General features: G+C 69.8%; 22 protein-coding genes and 1 tRNA gene. 19 read left to right on the top strand and 4 right to left on the bottom strand.

The window, feature by feature from the left end:
* The first annotated feature begins 42 nt into the window (after nucleotides 1–42).
* The 12 genes from ACZ5KW_RS08485 to rpsB all read left to right on the top strand — a co-directional run bounded on the left by ACZ5KW_RS08485 (nucleotide 43) and on the right by rpsB (nucleotide 6,132).
* The gene (locus ACZ5KW_RS08485; protein WP_343780403.1) at nucleotides 43–567 is read left to right on the top strand and encodes a 30S ribosomal protein S13; all 525 of its coding nucleotides are present in this window, start codon (nucleotides 43–45) and stop codon (nucleotides 565–567) included.
* Nucleotides 564–1,091, top strand: coding sequence for a 30S ribosomal protein S4 (locus ACZ5KW_RS08480; RefSeq protein WP_343780402.1), 528 nt, complete (start codon nucleotides 564–566; stop codon nucleotides 1,089–1,091). The genes ACZ5KW_RS08485 and ACZ5KW_RS08480 overlap by 4 nt, the downstream gene beginning before the upstream one ends.
* A gap of 6 nt (nucleotides 1,092–1,097) precedes the next feature.
* A complete protein-coding gene (locus ACZ5KW_RS08475; RefSeq protein WP_004595254.1) occupies nucleotides 1,098–1,490 on the top strand; it encodes a 30S ribosomal protein S11 in 393 nt (130 codons plus the stop codon).
* A gap of 1 nt (nucleotide 1,491) precedes the next feature.
* Nucleotides 1,492–2,244 carry a DNA-directed RNA polymerase subunit D gene (locus tag ACZ5KW_RS08470; RefSeq protein ID WP_343780400.1) on the top strand — a complete coding sequence of 251 codons (753 nt, stop codon included), beginning with the start codon at nucleotides 1,492–1,494 and terminating at the stop codon, nucleotides 2,242–2,244.
* 149 nt (nucleotides 2,245–2,393) lie between these two features.
* Nucleotides 2,394–2,478 (top strand) — tRNA-Leu (locus ACZ5KW_RS08465).
* A 39-nt stretch (nucleotides 2,479–2,517) separates the two neighbouring features.
* On the top strand, nucleotides 2,518–2,871 hold the full coding sequence (locus ACZ5KW_RS08460; protein WP_343780398.1) for a 50S ribosomal protein L18e: 354 nt from the start codon (nucleotides 2,518–2,520) through the stop codon (nucleotides 2,869–2,871).
* Complete coding sequence (locus tag ACZ5KW_RS08455) at nucleotides 2,868–3,317, top strand: 50S ribosomal protein L13 (RefSeq protein ID WP_343780397.1); 450 nt, start codon at nucleotides 2,868–2,870, stop codon at nucleotides 3,315–3,317. Before ACZ5KW_RS08460 ends, ACZ5KW_RS08455 begins: the two co-directional genes overlap by 4 nt.
* Nucleotides 3,311–3,709 (top strand): 30S ribosomal protein S9, encoded by a 399-nt coding sequence (locus ACZ5KW_RS08450; RefSeq protein ID WP_343780396.1) that lies wholly within the window; start codon nucleotides 3,311–3,313, stop codon nucleotides 3,707–3,709. Before ACZ5KW_RS08455 ends, ACZ5KW_RS08450 begins: the two co-directional genes overlap by 7 nt.
* A gap of 12 nt (nucleotides 3,710–3,721) precedes the next feature.
* Complete coding sequence (locus tag ACZ5KW_RS08445) at nucleotides 3,722–3,916, top strand: DNA-directed RNA polymerase subunit N (RefSeq protein ID WP_006628058.1); 195 nt, start codon at nucleotides 3,722–3,724, stop codon at nucleotides 3,914–3,916.
* A 2-nt stretch (nucleotides 3,917–3,918) separates the two neighbouring features.
* Nucleotides 3,919–4,098, top strand: coding sequence for a DNA-directed RNA polymerase subunit K (locus ACZ5KW_RS08440; protein WP_343780395.1), 180 nt, complete (start codon nucleotides 3,919–3,921; stop codon nucleotides 4,096–4,098).
* A complete protein-coding gene (gene eno / locus ACZ5KW_RS08435) occupies nucleotides 4,098–5,300 on the top strand; it encodes a phosphopyruvate hydratase (RefSeq protein ID WP_343780394.1) in 1,203 nt (400 codons plus the stop codon). Before ACZ5KW_RS08440 ends, eno begins: the two co-directional genes overlap by 1 nt.
* Before the next feature lie 16 nt (nucleotides 5,301–5,316).
* A complete protein-coding gene (gene rpsB, locus ACZ5KW_RS08430) occupies nucleotides 5,317–6,132 on the top strand; it encodes a 30S ribosomal protein S2 (RefSeq protein ID WP_343780392.1) in 816 nt (271 codons plus the stop codon).
* 114 nt (nucleotides 6,133–6,246) lie between these two features.
* Here rpsB and ACZ5KW_RS08425 read toward each other — a convergent pair whose 3' ends face one another.
* Nucleotides 6,247–6,597, bottom strand: a complete 351-nt coding sequence (locus ACZ5KW_RS08425; protein ID WP_343780391.1) for a DUF4870 domain-containing protein — start codon at nucleotides 6,595–6,597, stop codon at nucleotides 6,247–6,249.
* 107 nt (nucleotides 6,598–6,704) lie between these two features.
* On the opposite strand from ACZ5KW_RS08425, the gene mvk reads away from it, so the two are divergent.
* The 4 genes from mvk to ACZ5KW_RS08405 all read left to right on the top strand — a co-directional run bounded on the left by mvk (nucleotide 6,705) and on the right by ACZ5KW_RS08405 (nucleotide 10,042).
* Nucleotides 6,705–7,721 carry a mevalonate kinase gene (mvk, locus tag ACZ5KW_RS08420; protein WP_343780390.1) on the top strand — a complete coding sequence of 339 codons (1,017 nt, stop codon included), beginning with the start codon at nucleotides 6,705–6,707 and terminating at the stop codon, nucleotides 7,719–7,721.
* Nucleotides 7,718–8,512 carry an isopentenyl phosphate kinase gene (locus ACZ5KW_RS08415; protein WP_343780389.1) on the top strand — a complete coding sequence of 265 codons (795 nt, stop codon included), beginning with the start codon at nucleotides 7,718–7,720 and terminating at the stop codon, nucleotides 8,510–8,512. The genes mvk and ACZ5KW_RS08415 overlap by 4 nt, the downstream gene beginning before the upstream one ends.
* 136 nt (nucleotides 8,513–8,648) lie before the next feature.
* Nucleotides 8,649–9,692 (top strand): Mrp/NBP35 family ATP-binding protein, encoded by a 1,044-nt coding sequence (locus ACZ5KW_RS08410; RefSeq protein WP_343780388.1) that lies wholly within the window; start codon nucleotides 8,649–8,651, stop codon nucleotides 9,690–9,692.
* Nucleotides 9,689–10,042 (top strand): hypothetical protein, encoded by a 354-nt coding sequence (locus ACZ5KW_RS08405; protein ID WP_343780386.1) that lies wholly within the window; start codon nucleotides 9,689–9,691, stop codon nucleotides 10,040–10,042. Before ACZ5KW_RS08410 ends, ACZ5KW_RS08405 begins: the two co-directional genes overlap by 4 nt.
* Before the next feature lie 38 nt (nucleotides 10,043–10,080).
* On the opposite strand, the gene ACZ5KW_RS08400 is transcribed toward ACZ5KW_RS08405, so the two are convergent.
* Complete coding sequence (locus ACZ5KW_RS08400) at nucleotides 10,081–11,973, bottom strand: aldehyde ferredoxin oxidoreductase family protein (RefSeq protein ID WP_343780385.1); 1,893 nt, start codon at nucleotides 11,971–11,973, stop codon at nucleotides 10,081–10,083.
* Between the two features lie 106 nt (nucleotides 11,974–12,079).
* Here ACZ5KW_RS08400 and yqeC point away from each other — a divergent pair, with 106 nt between their 5' ends.
* Nucleotides 12,080–12,811, top strand: coding sequence for a selenium cofactor biosynthesis protein YqeC (gene yqeC, locus ACZ5KW_RS08395; RefSeq protein ID WP_343780383.1), 732 nt, complete (start codon nucleotides 12,080–12,082; stop codon nucleotides 12,809–12,811).
* Nucleotides 12,812–12,816: 5 nt separating this feature from the next.
* Here the strand turns inward: yqeC and ACZ5KW_RS08390 are convergent, their stop codons facing one another.
* Nucleotides 12,817–13,410: a hypothetical protein gene (locus tag ACZ5KW_RS08390; RefSeq protein WP_343780381.1), complete on the bottom strand. Its 594-nt coding sequence runs from the start codon at nucleotides 13,408–13,410 to the stop codon at nucleotides 12,817–12,819.
* A gap of 90 nt (nucleotides 13,411–13,500) precedes the next feature.
* On the opposite strand from ACZ5KW_RS08390, the gene ACZ5KW_RS08385 reads away from it, so the two are divergent.
* Nucleotides 13,501–14,673, top strand: a complete 1,173-nt coding sequence (locus ACZ5KW_RS08385; RefSeq protein ID WP_343780380.1) for a CobW family GTP-binding protein — start codon at nucleotides 13,501–13,503, stop codon at nucleotides 14,671–14,673.
* A gap of 12 nt (nucleotides 14,674–14,685) precedes the next feature.
* Here ACZ5KW_RS08385 and ACZ5KW_RS08380 read toward each other — a convergent pair whose 3' ends face one another.
* The gene (locus ACZ5KW_RS08380) at nucleotides 14,686–14,838 is read right to left on the bottom strand and encodes a hypothetical protein (RefSeq protein WP_343780379.1); all 153 of its coding nucleotides are present in this window, start codon (nucleotides 14,836–14,838) and stop codon (nucleotides 14,686–14,688) included.
* 139 nt (nucleotides 14,839–14,977) lie between these two features.
* Here ACZ5KW_RS08380 and ACZ5KW_RS08375 point away from each other — a divergent pair, with 139 nt between their 5' ends.
* The gene (locus ACZ5KW_RS08375) at nucleotides 14,978–15,145 is read left to right on the top strand and encodes a hypothetical protein (RefSeq protein ID WP_343780378.1); all 168 of its coding nucleotides are present in this window, start codon (nucleotides 14,978–14,980) and stop codon (nucleotides 15,143–15,145) included.
* Nucleotides 15,146–15,180 lie beyond the last annotated feature (35 nt).

Genomic DNA, 15,180 nt, shown 5'->3' with positions numbered 1-15,180 from the left:
TACCGCCGGATTCGCGCCGGTAGGACTCACCACAACCAACACATGAGCACGGAAGAATCACAGGACGACTCACCGGAGGAGGAGGAAGAGGACCTCCAGTACTTCGTTCGGATCGGGGGCGCGGACCTCGACGGGACGAAGACGGTCGAGCGAAGCCTGTCCGAACTCGACGGCATCGGCACGCGCACGGCGCGGCTGGTCGCCGAGAAGGCCGACGTGGATCGAAACGCCACGTTCGGGCTCCTCGATGAAGAGGACATCGACGCGGTGGTCGACATCGCCGAGAACCTCGAAGACCACGTCCCGTCGTGGATGACGAACCGACAGAACGACTTCTTCACCGGAGAGACGACGCACCTCGTCGGCACCGACGTCAACGAGAAGCGCCGTCACGACATCAACCGGATGAAGATCATCGAATCGTACAAGGGCGTTCGCCACAAGCGCGGCCAGAAGGTCCGCGGGCAGCGCACCAAGTCTACGGGTCGCTCGGAGGGGACCATCGGGGTCAACGTCGAGGAGATCCGCGAGGAGATGGCGGAAGACGAAGCGGGTGACGACGAATGAGCACCGGCAAGAACACCAAGGGCTACGAGACGCCGAACCACCCGTACCAGGGCGAGCGCATCGCCGAGGAGTCCGACCTCCTCTCACGGTACGGTCTAAAGAACAAAGAGGAGTTCTGGCGCGCTCAGTCCGAACTGCGCAACATGCGTCGAGAGGCCCGACGGCTGCTCGGCGAGGCGCAGGGTGACGTCGACGCCGCTCAGGACGCCGGCGCGGAGTTCGTCGCACGGCTCCGCCGGATCGGCATCCTCGGCGACAACGACGACATCTCGACGGTCCTGTCGCTCGACGTGACGGACCTGCTGGAGCGCCGGCTCCAGACGATCGTCTACCGGCAGGGATTCGCCTCCTCGACCCAACAGGCCCGCCAGTTCATCGTCCACGGCCACATCACCGTCAACGGCGCTCGCGTCACGCGCCCGTCGGTGAAGGTGGACGTCAGCGACGAGGACGCCATCGACTTCGACGAGAACAGCCCGCTCGCGGACGATCTTCACCCCGAGCGCGCGGAGTCACAGGAGTAACCAACCATGAGTGAATCCGAAGACGGAGGAAAGTGGGGCATCGCCCACGTGTACGCGTCGTTCAACAACACGCTCATCACGGTCACCGACGAGACGGGCGCCGAGACGATCGCCAAGTCGTCCGGCGGCACCGTGGTGAAACAGAACCGCGACGAGGCGTCGCCGTACGCCGCCATGCAGATGGCGGAGGTCGTCGCCGAGCGCGTCAAAGACGCCGGTCTGGAGGGTGTGCACGTTCGCGTGCGCGGCCCCGGCGGCAACCTCAACAAGTCCACCGGTCCCGGTGCGCAAGCGACGATCCGCGCGCTCTCGCGTGCGGGCGTCGAGATCGGCCGGATCGAGGACGTCACGCCGATCCCGCACGACGGGACGAAGGCGCCGAAGAACAAGCGAGTCTGACATGACCGAAGACGAATTCGACGTCCAGTACGTCGAACGGGACGAACGCAACGCGCGGGTGCTGATCCGCGGGCTCACGCCGGCGTTCGCCAACGGCATCCGCCGAGCGATGATCGCCGACGTCCCGACGTTCTCGATAGACACGGTCCAGTTCGTCGAGAACTCCTCGGTCATGTTCGACGAGATGATCGGGCTCCGCCTGGGGCTCGTTCCGCTGACGACCCCGCTCGACGACTTCGAGGTCGGCGACGAGGTCACCCTCGCGCTCGACGTCGAGGGCCCGGCCACGGCGTACTCCGGGGACATCGAGTGTAGCGATCCGCTGGTCGGCGTCGCCGACGAGCAGATCCCGATCATCGAGCTGAAGGAGGGACAGCGCCTCGAGTTCGAGGCGACGGCGGTACTCGACACCGGGAAGGAGCACGCCAAACACCAGGGCGGCGTCTCCGTCGGATACCGTCACCTCCAGCGCGTCTCGGTCGAAGGCGACCGGGGCGAGTTCGACGACGACGAGCCGAACATCCTCCGCGGCGTCATCGAGACCCCTGACGGAGAGATAGAGCTCACGGACGAGTTCGACAACGATCTCTCGGAACGGTTCCCCGGGAAGGAGGTCGCGGTCGAGGACGTGCCGGGCGCGTTCGTCTTCCACATCGAGACGGACGGCTCGTTCGAGGTCGAGGAACTGCTGCTCCGCGCGATCGACTCCATCGAGGAGCGCGCGGACGAACTACAGACGAAAGTCGCAGTATAAGGAAATGACGGCCCTTCGAACCACATCCCTGACCGTCGCCCCCGCCGCGAGCCGCGGCGTCGCCCCCGCAGCCGGGGCGTCCGCGGCCGAGACGCGGGACGGCGGGACCGAAAGTGGTTTGAAGGGAGCCGGAATACGATGGAGTGCACGCAGGGATAGCCAAGTCAGGCCAACGGCGCAGCGTTCAGGGCGCTGTCCTGTAGAGGTCCGCAGGTTCAAATCCTGCTCCCTGCACTCCGTTTTCCACGAACTCTCCGTTCAGGAGGGACAGCTATGAGTAGCAAGACGAACCCGAAACTACAGAACCTCATCGCCGATCTGAAGTCGGTCTCACGCGACTCCGGAGCCAACGTGTGGCAGGACATCGCCGACCGACTGGAGAAGCCACGGCGCACGCACGCTGAGGTCAACCTGGGCCGCATCGAACGGTACGCTCAGGAAGACGAGACGGTCGTCGTCCCCGGCAAGGTGCTGGGCAGCGGTGTGCTCGAAACGAACGTCACCGTCGCCGCCGTCGACTTCTCCGGGACCGCCCGGACGAAGATCGACCAGACCGGCGAAGCGGTGTCGCTAGAACAGTTCATCGAACAGAACCCCGAAGGAAGCAACGTCCGGGTGATCCGATGAGTCTCGCAAAGATAGACGCGGACGTCGTCGTCGACGCCCGCGACTGTATCCTCGGTCGCGTCTCCTCGGAGGTCGCACAGCGCGCCCTCGCCGGGGAGACCGTCGCCGTCGTCAACGCCGAACGAGCCGTCATCACCGGCAACGAGGAGGCGACGATGGAGACGTACCACAAGCGCGCGGAGCTCGGCTCGGACAGCGGGCCCTACTACCCCAAGCGTCCCGACCGGATCTTCAAGCGCGCCATCCGCGGCATGCTGCCGTACAAGTCGGAGGACGGTCGCGAGGCGCTCTCGAGCGTCCGCGTGTACGTCGGGAACCCCTACGAGCGCGACGAGGACGTCGACAGCGTCGTCCTCGACGGCACCTCGCTCGACCGCCTCTCGAACATCAAATTCACCACGCTCGGGTCGATCTCCGAGTCTCTGGGAGCCAACGTCACATGGTAACGAACACCTCAGGCAAGAAGAAGACGGCCGTCGCCCGCGCCACGGTGCGCGAGGGCGAGGGTCGCGTTCGCATCAACTCCCAGCCAGTCGAGCTGGTCGAACCGGAACAGGCGCGGCTCAAGATGCTCGAGCCGTTCCGCATCGCCGGCGAGGACCTCCGCGACGGCGTCGACATCGACATCGACGTTCAGGGCGGCGGGTTCAGCGGTCAAGCCGACGCGACGCGGACGGCCATCGCCCGTGGACTCGTCCAGCACCTCGGCGACGCCGAGCTGCGCGACGCCTACATGAACTTCGACCGCACGCTCCTGGTCAACGACGTGCGCCAGTCCGAACCCAAGAAGTGGGGCGGACCCGGCGCGCGCGCTCGCTACCAGAAGTCCTACCGCTGAGGTGATCCAGTCATGATGATCCCCGTCCGGTGTTTCACGTGCGGTAACGTCGTGGGTGAGCACTGGGAAGAGTTCAAAGAGCGGGCTCGCGAGGGCGACGAAGACCCGGGCGAGGTCCTCGACGACCTCGGGGTCGACCGGCACTGCTGCCGGCGCATGCTGGTGAGCCACCGCGACCTCGTCGACGTCGTTTCGCCGTACCAGTAACCATGTCAGGACAGCGCTACAATCGATACGAGAAGGCACGCATCCTCGGGGCACGCGCGCTGCAGGTGTCCTACGGAGCACCCGTGCTGATCGAGACGGACGAAACGGAGCCGATCCTCGTCGCGGCCGAGGAGTACGACGCGGGCGTGCTTCCGTTCACCGTCCGGAGGGAGTCCAACTGATGACGCGAATCACCAGTATCTCGTTGCGTCGGATCCTCGACTCGCGCGGGAACGCGACGGTCGAAGCCGACGTGCTGACGGAGTCCGGCGGCTTCGGACGCGGCGCGGCGCCCAGCGGGGCCTCGACGGGCGAGTACGAAGCGATCGAACTGCCCGCGAGCGAGTCGATCGCGAAGGCCCGCGAACACGCGGTGCCGCGGCTCGAAGGCGTCTACGCCGGCGACCAGCGCGCGGTCGACAACGCCTTGCGCGCCGCCGACGGGACGGACGACTTCTCCGCCATCGGCGCCAACAGCGCGGTCGCCATCTCGATGGCGGCGGCGAAGGCGGCCGCCGACGTGCTCGGCGCGCCGCTGTACCAGCACCTCGGCGGCGCGTTCCGCGGCGAGAACTTCCCGATCCCGCTCGGCAACGTCGTCGGCGGGGGAGAACACGCCAAGGAGGCGACCCACATTCAGGAGTTCCTCGCGGCGCCGGTGGGCGCTCCGAGCGTCTCGGAGGCCGTCTTCGCGAACGCCGCGGTCCACGCGGCGGTCGCGGACGTGCTCGACGAGCGCGGCGTCCCCGCGGCGAAGGGCGACGAGGGCGCGTGGGCGCCCCCGATCTCGGACGCGGACGCGTTCGAGGTCGTCGACGAGGCGGTCGACCGCGTCGAGGACGAGGTCGGATTCGAGATCCGCTTCGGGCTCGACATGGCGGCCGCCGAGCTGTACGACGACGACCGAGAGGCGTACGTCTACGGCGACGAGACGAAGTCGGCCGACGAGCAGATCGAGTACGTCGCCGGCCTCGTCGACGAGTACGACCTCGCGTACGTCGAGGACCCGCTCGACGAGAACGACTACGAGGCGTTCGCGGAGCTGACCGACCGGGTCGGCGACCGGACGCTGATCTGCGGCGACGACCTGTTCGTCACCAACGTCGAGCGGCTCGAAGACGGGATCGACGCGGGCGCGGCCAACAGCATCCTGATCAAGCCGAACCAGATCGGGACGCTGTCGGACGCGTTCGACGCCGTCGAACTCGCCGCCCGCAACGGGTACGAGACGGTCATCTCGCACCGTTCGGGGGAGACCGAGGACACCACCATCGCACACCTCGCCGTGGCGACCGACGCCGGCTACATCAAGACCGGCACGGTCGGGGGCGAGCGCACCGCCAAGCTGAACGAACTGGTCCGCATCGCGGACGACGCGGTATGACGGACCCACACGACGCATGAGCGAAGACAACGACGCGGTCGAACTCGACGACGACGCGGAGACCGAGGCGGTCGACGCGGCGGTCGAGGAGGAGGCCGACACGACCGAGGAACCGACCGCCGACGCGGCCGCCGAGGGGGCGTCCGCCGACGCCGAAACTGGGACCGCCGACGCCGAGAGCGCGGCCGCGGAAGAGACGACCGAGGAGGAGGACGCCTCCCCCTTCGACGACGACGTCATGCCCGACGACGACGTCGACCTGCTGATCCCCGTCGAGGACTACCTCTCCGCAGGTGTCCACATCGGGACCCAGCAGAAGACGAAGGACATGGAGCGGTTCATCCACCGCGTCCGCGACGACGGCCTGTACGTGCTCGACGTGAGCACGACGGACCAGCGGATCCGCACCGCCGCGGACTTCCTCGAGAACTACAACCCCGAGCAGATCCTCGTCACGTCCTCGCGGCAGTACGGTCGCTTCCCGGCCGAGAAGTTCGCGGACGCCATCGGCGCCCGCGCCCGCACTGGGCGTTTCATCCCGGGCACGCTGACGAACCCCGACTACGCCGGCTACATCGAGCCGGACGTCGTCGTGGTGACCGACCCGATCGGCGACGCGCAGGCCGTCAAGGAGGCCATCACCGTCGGCATCCCGGTCATCGCGATGTGCGACTCCAACAACCAGCTGTCGAACGTCGACCTCGTCATCCCGACGAACAACAAGGGGCGGCGCGCGCTGTCGGTCGTCTACTGGCTCCTCGCCAACGAGACGCTCGACCGCCGCGGCGCCGACACCGTGTTCGCCCTCGAAGACTTCGAGGACGAACTGTAGGCCGTTTCGGCGTCGAGTTCGACTTTTCTACACGGAGAGCGCGTGGGTCCGATAGCGGCGCGTTCGAGAAAGCTGGACCGTCGCGGTCGCGTCGCTGCGGACCGGACTGACCTCTCAGATGATCTCCGGCGTGTACGGGTACGAGTAGACCTCCCCGTCGTTGGCCTTCACCGTCGCGATGAGGACGAGGATGACGTCGACGATGCCGATGATCGGGAACAGCAGGAGGCCGATGAAGGCGAACGACAGGATCCCGGCGACGAACAGCGCAGCGAACACGACGATCTGGAAGTTGATCGCGTTTTTCGCGTTCCGTTCGACGAGTTCGTCGCCGTCGTCCGCGAGTATCAAAAAGAGGAGGGGTCCGAGGAACGACGCGACGAGCGCGGACGCGTGTGCTAACGCCGCGAGCGTCGTGTCTCCCGAGACCGATCCGTCGTCGGCGGTCGTAGCGTGTTCTGACATGGTGGGGCGCTCGCAGTCTCGTCGGATAAGTGTTCGGTGGCAGGCGGTGTCGATGCGGACTGGGTCCAAGCGCAACGCCTGTAAGCGCGGGGGGAGAGGTGACTCGTATGACCGTCTGTGAAGCGCCGGGGAAGGTGTACCTCTTCGGCGAACACGCCGTCGTCTACGGCGAGCCCGCGGTGCCGGCGGCGATCGAGCGACGCGCCACGGTGGCCGCCGAGCCGCGCGACGACGACCACGTGCGCGTCGAGGCCCAGGACCTCTCTCTCGACGGATTCACCGTGGAGTACGCCGGCGGCACGGGCGACCGGCCCGACGTCGACGTGCCGAGGCCGCTCGTCGAGGCCGCGATGGGGTACGTCGACGCCGCCGTCGAACAAGCGCGGGACGCGGCCGACGCCCCCGACGCCGGCTTCGACATCACCGTGGAAAGCGACATCCCGTTGGGCGCGGGGCTGGGGTCGTCCGCGGCCGTGGTCGTCGCCGGCATCGACGCCGCGACGCGGGCGCTCGGCGAGCCGCTCGGCCGCCGGGAGCTGGCAGAGCGCGCCTACCGCGCCGAGTACGAGGTCCAAGACGGGCAGGCCTCCCGCGCCGACACGTTCTGCTCGACGATGGGCGGCGCGGTGCGGGTCGAGGGCGACGACTGCGACCCGATAGACGCGCCGAACCTCCCCTTCGTCGTCGGCTTCGACGGCGGCGCGGGCGACACCGGCGAGCTCGTCGCCGGCGTCCGCGAACTGCGGGCGGAACACGAGTTCGCGGCGGACACCGTCGAGTCCATCGGCGATCTCGTCCGAACCGGGGAGGACCTCCTCGCGGAGGCCGACGCCGACGCGGACCCGGAGCCGGCGCTGCTCGCCGAACTCGGCGAGCTGATGGATTTCAACCACGGCCTGCTCGCGGCGCTCGGGGTCTCCGCCCGCTCGCTCGACGCGATGGTGTGGGCCGCTCGGGACGCGGGCGCACACGGCGCGAAGCTCACCGGCGCCGGCGGCGGCGGCTGCGTGGTCGCCCTCGACGAGAGCGACGCGACGGAGACCGCACTGTCCTTCACGCAGGGCTGTGAGGAGGCGTTCCGCGCCGAGTTGGCGACGGAGGGCGTCCGGGTGGTGGATTCGTGACGGAAGCGACACCGTCGGCCGAGAACGCAGACGACGGACCGCCCGTCGTTCTCAAGCTCGGCGGGAGCCTGATAACCGAGAAGGACCGACCGGAGACGGTCGACGACGCGGCCCTCGACGACGCCTGCGACGCCGTCGCCGACGCGCTCGCGTCCGGGGCCGTCGACCGGCTCGTCGTCGTCCACGGCGGCGGGAGCTTCGGACACCACCACGCGAGCGAACGCGGCGTGTCGACGACGACCGGTACCCGCGACGCCGACGCCGTGGCCGCGATCCACGGCGCGATGAAGCGGTTGAACGCGCGCGTGCTGGAACGCCTCCGCGAGCGCGGCGTGCCCGCGGTACCCGTCCACCCCCTGTCGCTCGCGGCGCGAACCGACGGGGCCGACGGCGGGCTCGACCTCCCGCTCGGGTCGACCGCGACGCTGCTCGACGAGGGGTTCGTGCCGGTCCTCCACGGCGACGGCGTCGCGACGGCCGGCGACGGTGTCACCGTCGTCTCGGGCGACGAACTGGTCGTCGAGCTTGCGACGGGGCTCGGCGCGCGACGCGTGGGCGTCTGCTCGACCGTCCCAGGCGTCCTCGACGACGACGGGAGCGTGGTCCGCGAGATACGCGACTTTGAGGCGGTCGCGGACGTGCTCGGCGCGAGCGACGCCACGGACGTCTCCGGCGGGATGGCCGCGAAGGTACGGGAGTTGCTCGCGCTCGACGCGCCGGCGAGCGTGTTCGGTGCCGACGGGCTGACGCCCTTCCTGCGCGGCGAGGAGGCCGGAACGCGGATCGACTGAGCCCGTCGCGGGGGCGCGGTGGCTCTCCGCATCGGGTGACCGCGAGCGTCGCCGGAACCGCTCGCGTCCGTCTCCGGGCGCCTCGGCACCGCCGCGCTACAGAACCCTTATTCGACCGAGTTCCCTCCGTCCGAGCATGAACGAAGCGGACGTTCGAGAGCGGCTGTCGACGGTGCGGGACCCCGACCTCGGCGACGACATCGTCTCGCTGGGGCTGGTGAACGACGTCGACGTGGACGCCGACGCCGGGACGGTTCACGTGTCGCTCGCGCTCGGCGCGCCCTTCTCGCCGACGGAATCGGGTATCGCCGACGACGTGCGGGAAGCGCTCGCTGACACCGACCTCGACGTGGAGCTGTCGGCGTCGATCCCGGACGACCTCTCGACGGACGAGCAGGTCCTCCCGGGCGTACAGAACGTGATCGCGGTCGCCTCCGGGAAGGGCGGGGTCGGGAAGTCGACCGTCGCGGTGAACCTCGCCGCCGGGCTCTCCGAACTCGGCGCGCGGGTGGGCCTGTTCGACGCGGACGTGTACGGCCCGAACGTGCCGCGGATGGTCTCGGCCGAGGAGCGGCCCGAGACCGACGGCGAGACCATCGTGCCGCCGGAGCGCTTCGGCGTGAAGCTGATGAGCATGGACTTCCTCACCGGCGAGGACGACCCCGTCATCTGGCGCGGACCGATGGTCCACAAGATCATCACCCAGCTCGTCGAGGACGTCGAGTGGGGCCAGTTGGACTACCTCGTGATGGACCTCCCGCCGGGGACGGGCGACACGCAGCTCACGATCCTCCAGACGCTCCCGCTGACGGGCGCGGTGATCGTTACGACGCCGCAGGACGTCGCGCTCGACGACGCGACCAAGGGGCTCCGCATGTTCGGGAAACACGACACGAACGTGCTCGGCATCGCGGAGAACATGGCCGGCTTCCGGTGTCCCGACTGCGGCGGCTTCCACGAGATATTCGGCTCCGGCGGCGGGAAGGCGCTCGCACAGGAACACGACCTCCCCTTCCTCGGCGGCATCCCGCTCGACCCGTCGGTGCGCACCGGCGGCGACGACGGGGAACCCGTGGTCTTGGAGGACGGCGAGACCGCGGACGCGTTCAGGGTGCTCGTCGAGAACGTCGCGAACAACGCCGGCGTCGTCCGCCGCCGCGGGGTGAGCGACGGGCGATGACCGACGCCGAAGCCGACGAAGCCGGGAACGCCGAAGCCGACGAAGCCGGGAACGCCGAGAGCGACGCCCGTGAGGACCCCCTCGCGGCCGCCGGCGTCGACCCGGTGGTGCCGGAGTCCGCGGCCGACGCGGCCGAGGAGGCGATCGCCGCGGACGACGAGGTTCGGGAGTTCCTCAGGGAGGTCGCCGAGGACGTGCGGGGAGACAGCTCGGAGAGCAAGCAGCTCTCGGCGCTCCTCTACCGCGTCTCGGACCTGTACGACGCCGACGAGGAGACGTCGCCGGAGGAGATCTACCTCAACGTGCGGCACATCATGCGGATCAAGTCAGAGGGCGGACTGCGTCGCTGAGGTGCCCCGGAGGCGGGAACGGCCTGGTGTCGTCGCGATCAGTCGTCCGAATCGGCCGCTGTCGCGGGGTCGATCGCGCGCTCGTCCACGGGGGTCGCGCCGTCGACCACGTCCGCGAGGCCGAGCCGATCGAGCGTTTCCGGCGTCGGGAGGCCGCGGTCGCCCCAACCGCGGGCCGCGTAGTACCGGTCCAGCAAGCGGTCGAATGCGTCGGCGTCGACCCCGGGCGTCCCGTCGCTCGCGGCCGAGCGGAGCGGCTCGGGGAGCGCGTCGTCGCCGCGGTCGAACCCCTCACGAGCGTTGAACAGGCGGGTGAGCGTCCAGATCCGCTCGCCGGTCGTCGCGAGCGCGGAGACCGGGTCGTCGGATTCGAGGTCGGCGACCGCCGGGTGGTCGACCGCCGCGAGCCACTCCGCGCCGAGGTCGGTCCAGACCGCCTCACCGACGAAGTCGTCGACGACGAGGCTCCACAGCACGGACCGGGCGTTCTGCTCGCCGACCACGTCTCGCACCTGCTCGACCGGGGATCGGTCCGGGCCGGCGAGCGGTTCGCTGTCCTGCGGTCGCGCGCGACGGTGGCACGCCCCGCGGTCGCTCGTCGCGTACGCGAGCGCGACGCCGATCGCCGCGCGGGGGTCGAAGCCGGGCAGCGCCATCGACTTCACCGTCGGGACGAGCGCCTCGCCGCCGAACCGAGCCACCGCGGCGTCGATCCCGTCGGCGAGCGCGTCCGGCAGTTCAGGGTCCGCGTCGAGGTCCGGCGGTGCCGCTCGGCTCGCGATCGCTTCCAGCAGACGCTCGGCGCCCTCCGCGTCGCCGAACGAGACCGGGCAGTCGACGACCCCCGCCTGGCCGGCGCGGATCGCCCACGCGACCGCGTTGCCCGCGCCGATCACGTCGAGCCCGAGGCGGTCGCAGCATCCGCAGAGGGCGACGACGCGGTCGAAGTCGCCGATTCCGAGTCCGGCGCCGAGCGTGATCGGGGCCGCACCGCGCGGCACCACCTCGCCGTCGGGCGTGTCGATCCGGAATCCGCCGGGGACGGCGGGGTCGGCGTCCTCGGCGTCCCCGGGGCCGTCGCCGTCACGGCCGGCAGCGACCCCCTCGCGCCCGGTCGCACGCGCGAGCGCGGCCTCGACGCCGATGTCGTCGGCATCGTCGAACCCCGTCTCGGTCCACCCCTCCGCCGCGAGGATCCCGACCTCGTTCGCGTAGTCGACCGTCTCGACGGTCGCGCCGGCCGCCTGCCACTCGCCGGTGGCGTCCCGACCGTACGCCGCGGCGTCGCGCTCGCGGAGCGCCGCGAGGTCGTCGGGAACCGCCGTCGGCGGGTCGCGGGCGACGACGGCCTTCAGTCCCTTCGCGCCCATCACGGCACCGGCCCCGCCGCGGCCCGCGTGGTGTGCGCCGCCGTCGCTCGCGATCGTCGCGTACGCCGCCTCGGACTCGCCGGCCGGGCCGACGCAGGCGACCGCGGCGTCCGGGAACCGCTCGGCCGTCTCCGCGGCGTCGTCGCCCCACGCGTCGCTCGGTTCGACCCGTGCGTGGCCTCCCTCGACCTCGATTCGGACCGGCTGGTCGGCGGCGCCGGTCACGAGCAGTCCGAGACAGTCGTCGAGCGACCCCGCGAGCCGGTCGGCGAACGCACCGCCGGCGTACGAGTCGAGGAACCCCCCGGTGAGCGGTGACTTCGTCACCGCGGCGTATCGGGTCTCACCCGGCAGGAACCCCGCGAGCGGGCCGACGAAAAATCCGAGGCAGTTCGCCGGTCCCGTCGGGTCCGTACCCGGAGGGACCTCCTCGTAGAGGAACCGCGCACCGAGGCCCTTCCCGCCGAGGAAGTCGCGTCGCCACCCGAGGGGGACGCGCTCGCGGGCGCTCTCGCCCGTCGAGAGGTCGACGCGAAGGACGCGGCTGCGGGTGCGACTCATCGGTGGTCGCTGCGCGGCGGAGACGTATCAATCTGTTCGCCGGAGGGGTCGCCGCCCCCACCGCGCCGACCGCCAGAGTGAGGCCCGCGGCGGTCGAAGGGTAGGTATGGACCTGACTACCGCGCTCGACGCCCGAGACGCGACCGTCTGCGTCGTGGGCGCCGGCGGCAAGAAGTCGACGCTGTTCGCGCTCGCCGATCGACTCGACCGGGCAGTGGTGACCGCGAGCGTCCGGATACCGATCTTCGACGACCGGGTCGCCACGGTGCGCGTGACGGAGGACCCGGTGGCCGCGCTCGACGAGGCGGGTGACGACGACTGGCCGCTCGGGCTGGTGCCGAAGCGGGAGCGGTCGGACCGCTACCTCGGCTACGACACCGACACCGTCGCGGAGATCGCCGACGCCGCGCCCGGCGCGACGCTCGTGAAGGCCGACGGAGCGCGCCTCCGAGAGTTCAAGGCGCCCGGCGACCACGAGCCGCAGATCCCGCCGAACGCGGACGTGGTCGTCCCGATCGCGAGCGCGCACGTCGTCGGCGAACCGCTCACCGAGGAACTCGTTCACCGGCCGGAAGAGGTCGCCGCGATCACGGGCCGTGAGATCGGTTCGGAGATCCGCCCAGCCGACGTCGCGACCGTCCTCGCGAGCCCGGCCGGCGGGCTGAAGGGAGTCCCCGGCGACGCGACGGCGATCCCGGTCGTGAACAAGGTCGACGACGAGGGGGACGCGACCGCTGCCCGGGCGGTCGCCGGGGAGATCCTCTACCGCGCGAACGTGCCGCGCGTCGTCCTCACGCGCCTGATAGCGGACGACCCGGTGGTCGAAGTCGTCGAGTGAGCCGATCACGCAGATCGGTCGGGTAGCTCCTCGAAGGACCGCCAGAGCGCCCGGTACAGCGTCCACGCGTCGACGCCGGTCCGCTCCATCACGGCCCGACAGGCGTCGTCGAACCGACGGTACTCGTCGGTCGAGGGCGGGTCCGGGTAGTCGCCGTCGAGTTCCTCGGCCGCGGCTAACACCTCCCAAGTCCGGCGGTCGACCGCGACGAACCGCGACGGGGCGAGGAACTGGAGGAAGCCGGAGGCGACCGCGACGTCGACGCCGTCGAGCGCGGTGAGCGCGTCGATAGCAGTGTCGATATCCAACGGCTCGTCACCGTCGACCGCGTCGGCGGCCGTCCCGACGGCGTCGACCACGTCGTCGAACTCGTTGTCCCGGAAGGCGTCCTCGCGCTCGCGCCGCTCCCGGTCCGGGAACTCGCCGAGGTATCGCCGGAAGTACCACCGGACGACCCACTGGGCGTCCCGCCGCCCGTACTCGTCGCCGGCGAACGTCTTCGGCGCCGTCTCGACGTGCTGGCGTTCCACGTCGTACAGCGGTTCGCCGGCGGCGTACTCGCGTGCGCGGTCGCGGACGGCCGACTCGCTCAGATCCATCCGCCGGAGGTAGGTCGGGGCGTCACATGAACGTTCGTCACGATGATCCGGATCGATCGTTTCATACTATCGTGTGTACTGGTACCACGCATGACAGATGGCCGGATCCCGGTCACCGTCCTCAGCGGCTACCTCGGCGCCGGGAAGACGACGCTGGTCAACCACCTGCTCGAAAATCCCGGCGACCGCCGGATCGCCGTCATCTTGAACGACATGGGAGAGGTGAACGTCGACGCCGACCTGATCGCCCGCGAGAACGACGAGGAGGGCGTCATCGACCTCTCGAACGGCTGTATCTGCTGTCGGCTCCGAGACGACCTCCTGAGCGAGGCGGCGGCGCTCGCCGAGTCGCGGGAGTTCGACTACCTCCTCGTGGAGTCGTCGGGCATCTCGGAGCCGGTCCCGATCACGCGGGCGTTCACGGAGGGGACGGACGACAGCGACGTCGATCCCACCGAGCGGTTCCGGCTGGACACGATGGTGACCGTCCTCGACGCGTACGGCTTCTGGAAGGAGTTCGACGCCGGCGAGACGCTTCCGGGCGGCGCGCAGCCGGAGACCGACCGCCCGCTCGCGGACGTGCTCGTCGAGGGGATCGAGTTCTGCGACGTGCTCCTCGTGAACAAGACGGACATGGTCCCCGACGACGTCCTCGACCGGATCGAGTCGGTCGCCGAACGGCTCGGGCCGCGAGCGAAGCGGGTCCGGACGACGTACTCGGCGGTCGACCCCGACGAGGTGCTCGACACCGGTCGATTCGAGTTCGAGACCGCGAAGCGGTCGGCGGGTTGGAAGCGCGCCATCGCCGGCGAGGAGGCGGACGGAGACGGCCGCGACCACGACGCGGACGGCGAGCGCGACCACGACGCGGGCGGCGAACACAACCACGACGCGGAACACGGTCACGACCACTCGGAGGGCGCGGCCGCCGCCCACGGGGTCGGCTCGTTCGTGTATCGATCGGACGACCCGATGGATCCCGGGGCGTTCGCGGACTGGCTCGACGACTGGGACGGGTCGATCGTTCGGGCGAAGGGAGTGGTCCGCGTCGCGGGGACCGACGAGGTAATCGGGGTCAGTCAGGCCGGCCCGTCGACGCAGGCGGGACCGATCGGCGAGTGGGGACCGGACGAGGACCGACGGACGCGGCTCGTGTTCATCGGGGAGGAGCTCGACGAGTCGCGGATCCGCGAGGAGCTGAACGGGCTGACCGCGCCCGACGGGGCGTCGACGGCGGACCCCGGCGCGGTGTTCCCGATCTGAGTCGTTTTCGGGTTAGATCCCGAGATCGCTCCGAAGGTCGTCCCACTCGTCGTGGAACCCGTGGGTCGACTCCGTATCGGTCCCCACCGCCGACTGGTACGTCTCGTCGTATTTCAGCAGCTCCCCCCACCCGTCGTGGAAAGCCCAGTTACAGTACTGACACATAATCTCACCCACGTGCCGCGGTGGCATACCCGTTTCGGCGAGCCGCGAACCGGCGTCCGGCCCGTCGCCGACAGCCTGAACCGTGGCGGACGTGTACATGTCACAGGCATGGGGACCGCCCCGCGCCACGGAACGACTCATGACGACATACAGACGAGGCGGCTACGTCCGCGGGGACGACGACGGCGTGGAGCGGGAGTGTAACCTGTGTGACTGGCACTGCGTGGCCGACACGTATCCGGCGCTCGTGGGCGAGTACCAGGCGCATCTCCGGAGCGATCACCCGAGGGCGTGGCTCCGGGCGTGAGCGCGGGCGGGGAAAAAACGCATTGGGGGAGGCGG

The sequence above is a fragment of the Halorubrum ejinorense genome (assembly GCF_055389685.1).
Note: the sequence above shows the minus strand (reverse complement) of the source record. Positions and strands in the feature narration are given on the sequence as shown.

Bases quoted from the DNA above. Each gene is read 5' to 3' on its own strand.
- ACZ5KW_RS08485 (WP_343780403.1), top strand. From the start codon at position 43: ATGAGCACGGAAGAATCACAGGACGACTCACCGGAGGAGGAGGAAGAG.
- ACZ5KW_RS08480 (WP_343780402.1), top strand. From the start codon at position 564: ATGAGCACCGGCAAGAACACCAAGGGCTACGAGACGCCGAACCACCCG.
- ACZ5KW_RS08475 (WP_004595254.1), top strand. From the start codon at position 1,098: ATGAGTGAATCCGAAGACGGAGGAAAGTGGGGCATCGCCCACGTGTAC.
- ACZ5KW_RS08470 (WP_343780400.1), top strand. From the start codon at position 1,492: ATGACCGAAGACGAATTCGACGTCCAGTACGTCGAACGGGACGAACGC.
- ACZ5KW_RS08460 (WP_343780398.1), top strand. From the start codon at position 2,518: ATGAGTAGCAAGACGAACCCGAAACTACAGAACCTCATCGCCGATCTG.
- ACZ5KW_RS08455 (WP_343780397.1), top strand. From the start codon at position 2,868: ATGAGTCTCGCAAAGATAGACGCGGACGTCGTCGTCGACGCCCGCGAC.
- ACZ5KW_RS08450 (WP_343780396.1), top strand. From the start codon at position 3,311: ATGGTAACGAACACCTCAGGCAAGAAGAAGACGGCCGTCGCCCGCGCC.
- ACZ5KW_RS08445 (WP_006628058.1), top strand. From the start codon at position 3,722: ATGATGATCCCCGTCCGGTGTTTCACGTGCGGTAACGTCGTGGGTGAG.
- ACZ5KW_RS08440 (WP_343780395.1), top strand. From the start codon at position 3,919: ATGTCAGGACAGCGCTACAATCGATACGAGAAGGCACGCATCCTCGGG.
- eno (WP_343780394.1), top strand. From the start codon at position 4,098: ATGACGCGAATCACCAGTATCTCGTTGCGTCGGATCCTCGACTCGCGC.
- rpsB (WP_343780392.1), top strand. From the start codon at position 5,317: ATGAGCGAAGACAACGACGCGGTCGAACTCGACGACGACGCGGAGACC.
- ACZ5KW_RS08425 (WP_343780391.1), bottom strand. From the start codon at position 6,597: ATGTCAGAACACGCTACGACCGCCGACGACGGATCGGTCTCGGGAGAC.
- mvk (WP_343780390.1), top strand. From the start codon at position 6,705: ATGACCGTCTGTGAAGCGCCGGGGAAGGTGTACCTCTTCGGCGAACAC.
- ACZ5KW_RS08410 (WP_343780388.1), top strand. From the start codon at position 8,649: ATGAACGAAGCGGACGTTCGAGAGCGGCTGTCGACGGTGCGGGACCCC.
- ACZ5KW_RS08405 (WP_343780386.1), top strand. From the start codon at position 9,689: ATGACCGACGCCGAAGCCGACGAAGCCGGGAACGCCGAAGCCGACGAA.
- ACZ5KW_RS08400 (WP_343780385.1), bottom strand. From the start codon at position 11,973: ATGAGTCGCACCCGCAGCCGCGTCCTTCGCGTCGACCTCTCGACGGGC.
- yqeC (WP_343780383.1), top strand. From the start codon at position 12,080: ATGGACCTGACTACCGCGCTCGACGCCCGAGACGCGACCGTCTGCGTC.
- ACZ5KW_RS08390 (WP_343780381.1), bottom strand. From the start codon at position 13,410: ATGGATCTGAGCGAGTCGGCCGTCCGCGACCGCGCACGCGAGTACGCC.
- ACZ5KW_RS08385 (WP_343780380.1), top strand. From the start codon at position 13,501: ATGACAGATGGCCGGATCCCGGTCACCGTCCTCAGCGGCTACCTCGGC.
- ACZ5KW_RS08380 (WP_343780379.1), bottom strand. From the start codon at position 14,838: ATGTGTCAGTACTGTAACTGGGCTTTCCACGACGGGTGGGGGGAGCTG.
- ACZ5KW_RS08375 (WP_343780378.1), top strand. From the start codon at position 14,978: ATGACGACATACAGACGAGGCGGCTACGTCCGCGGGGACGACGACGGC.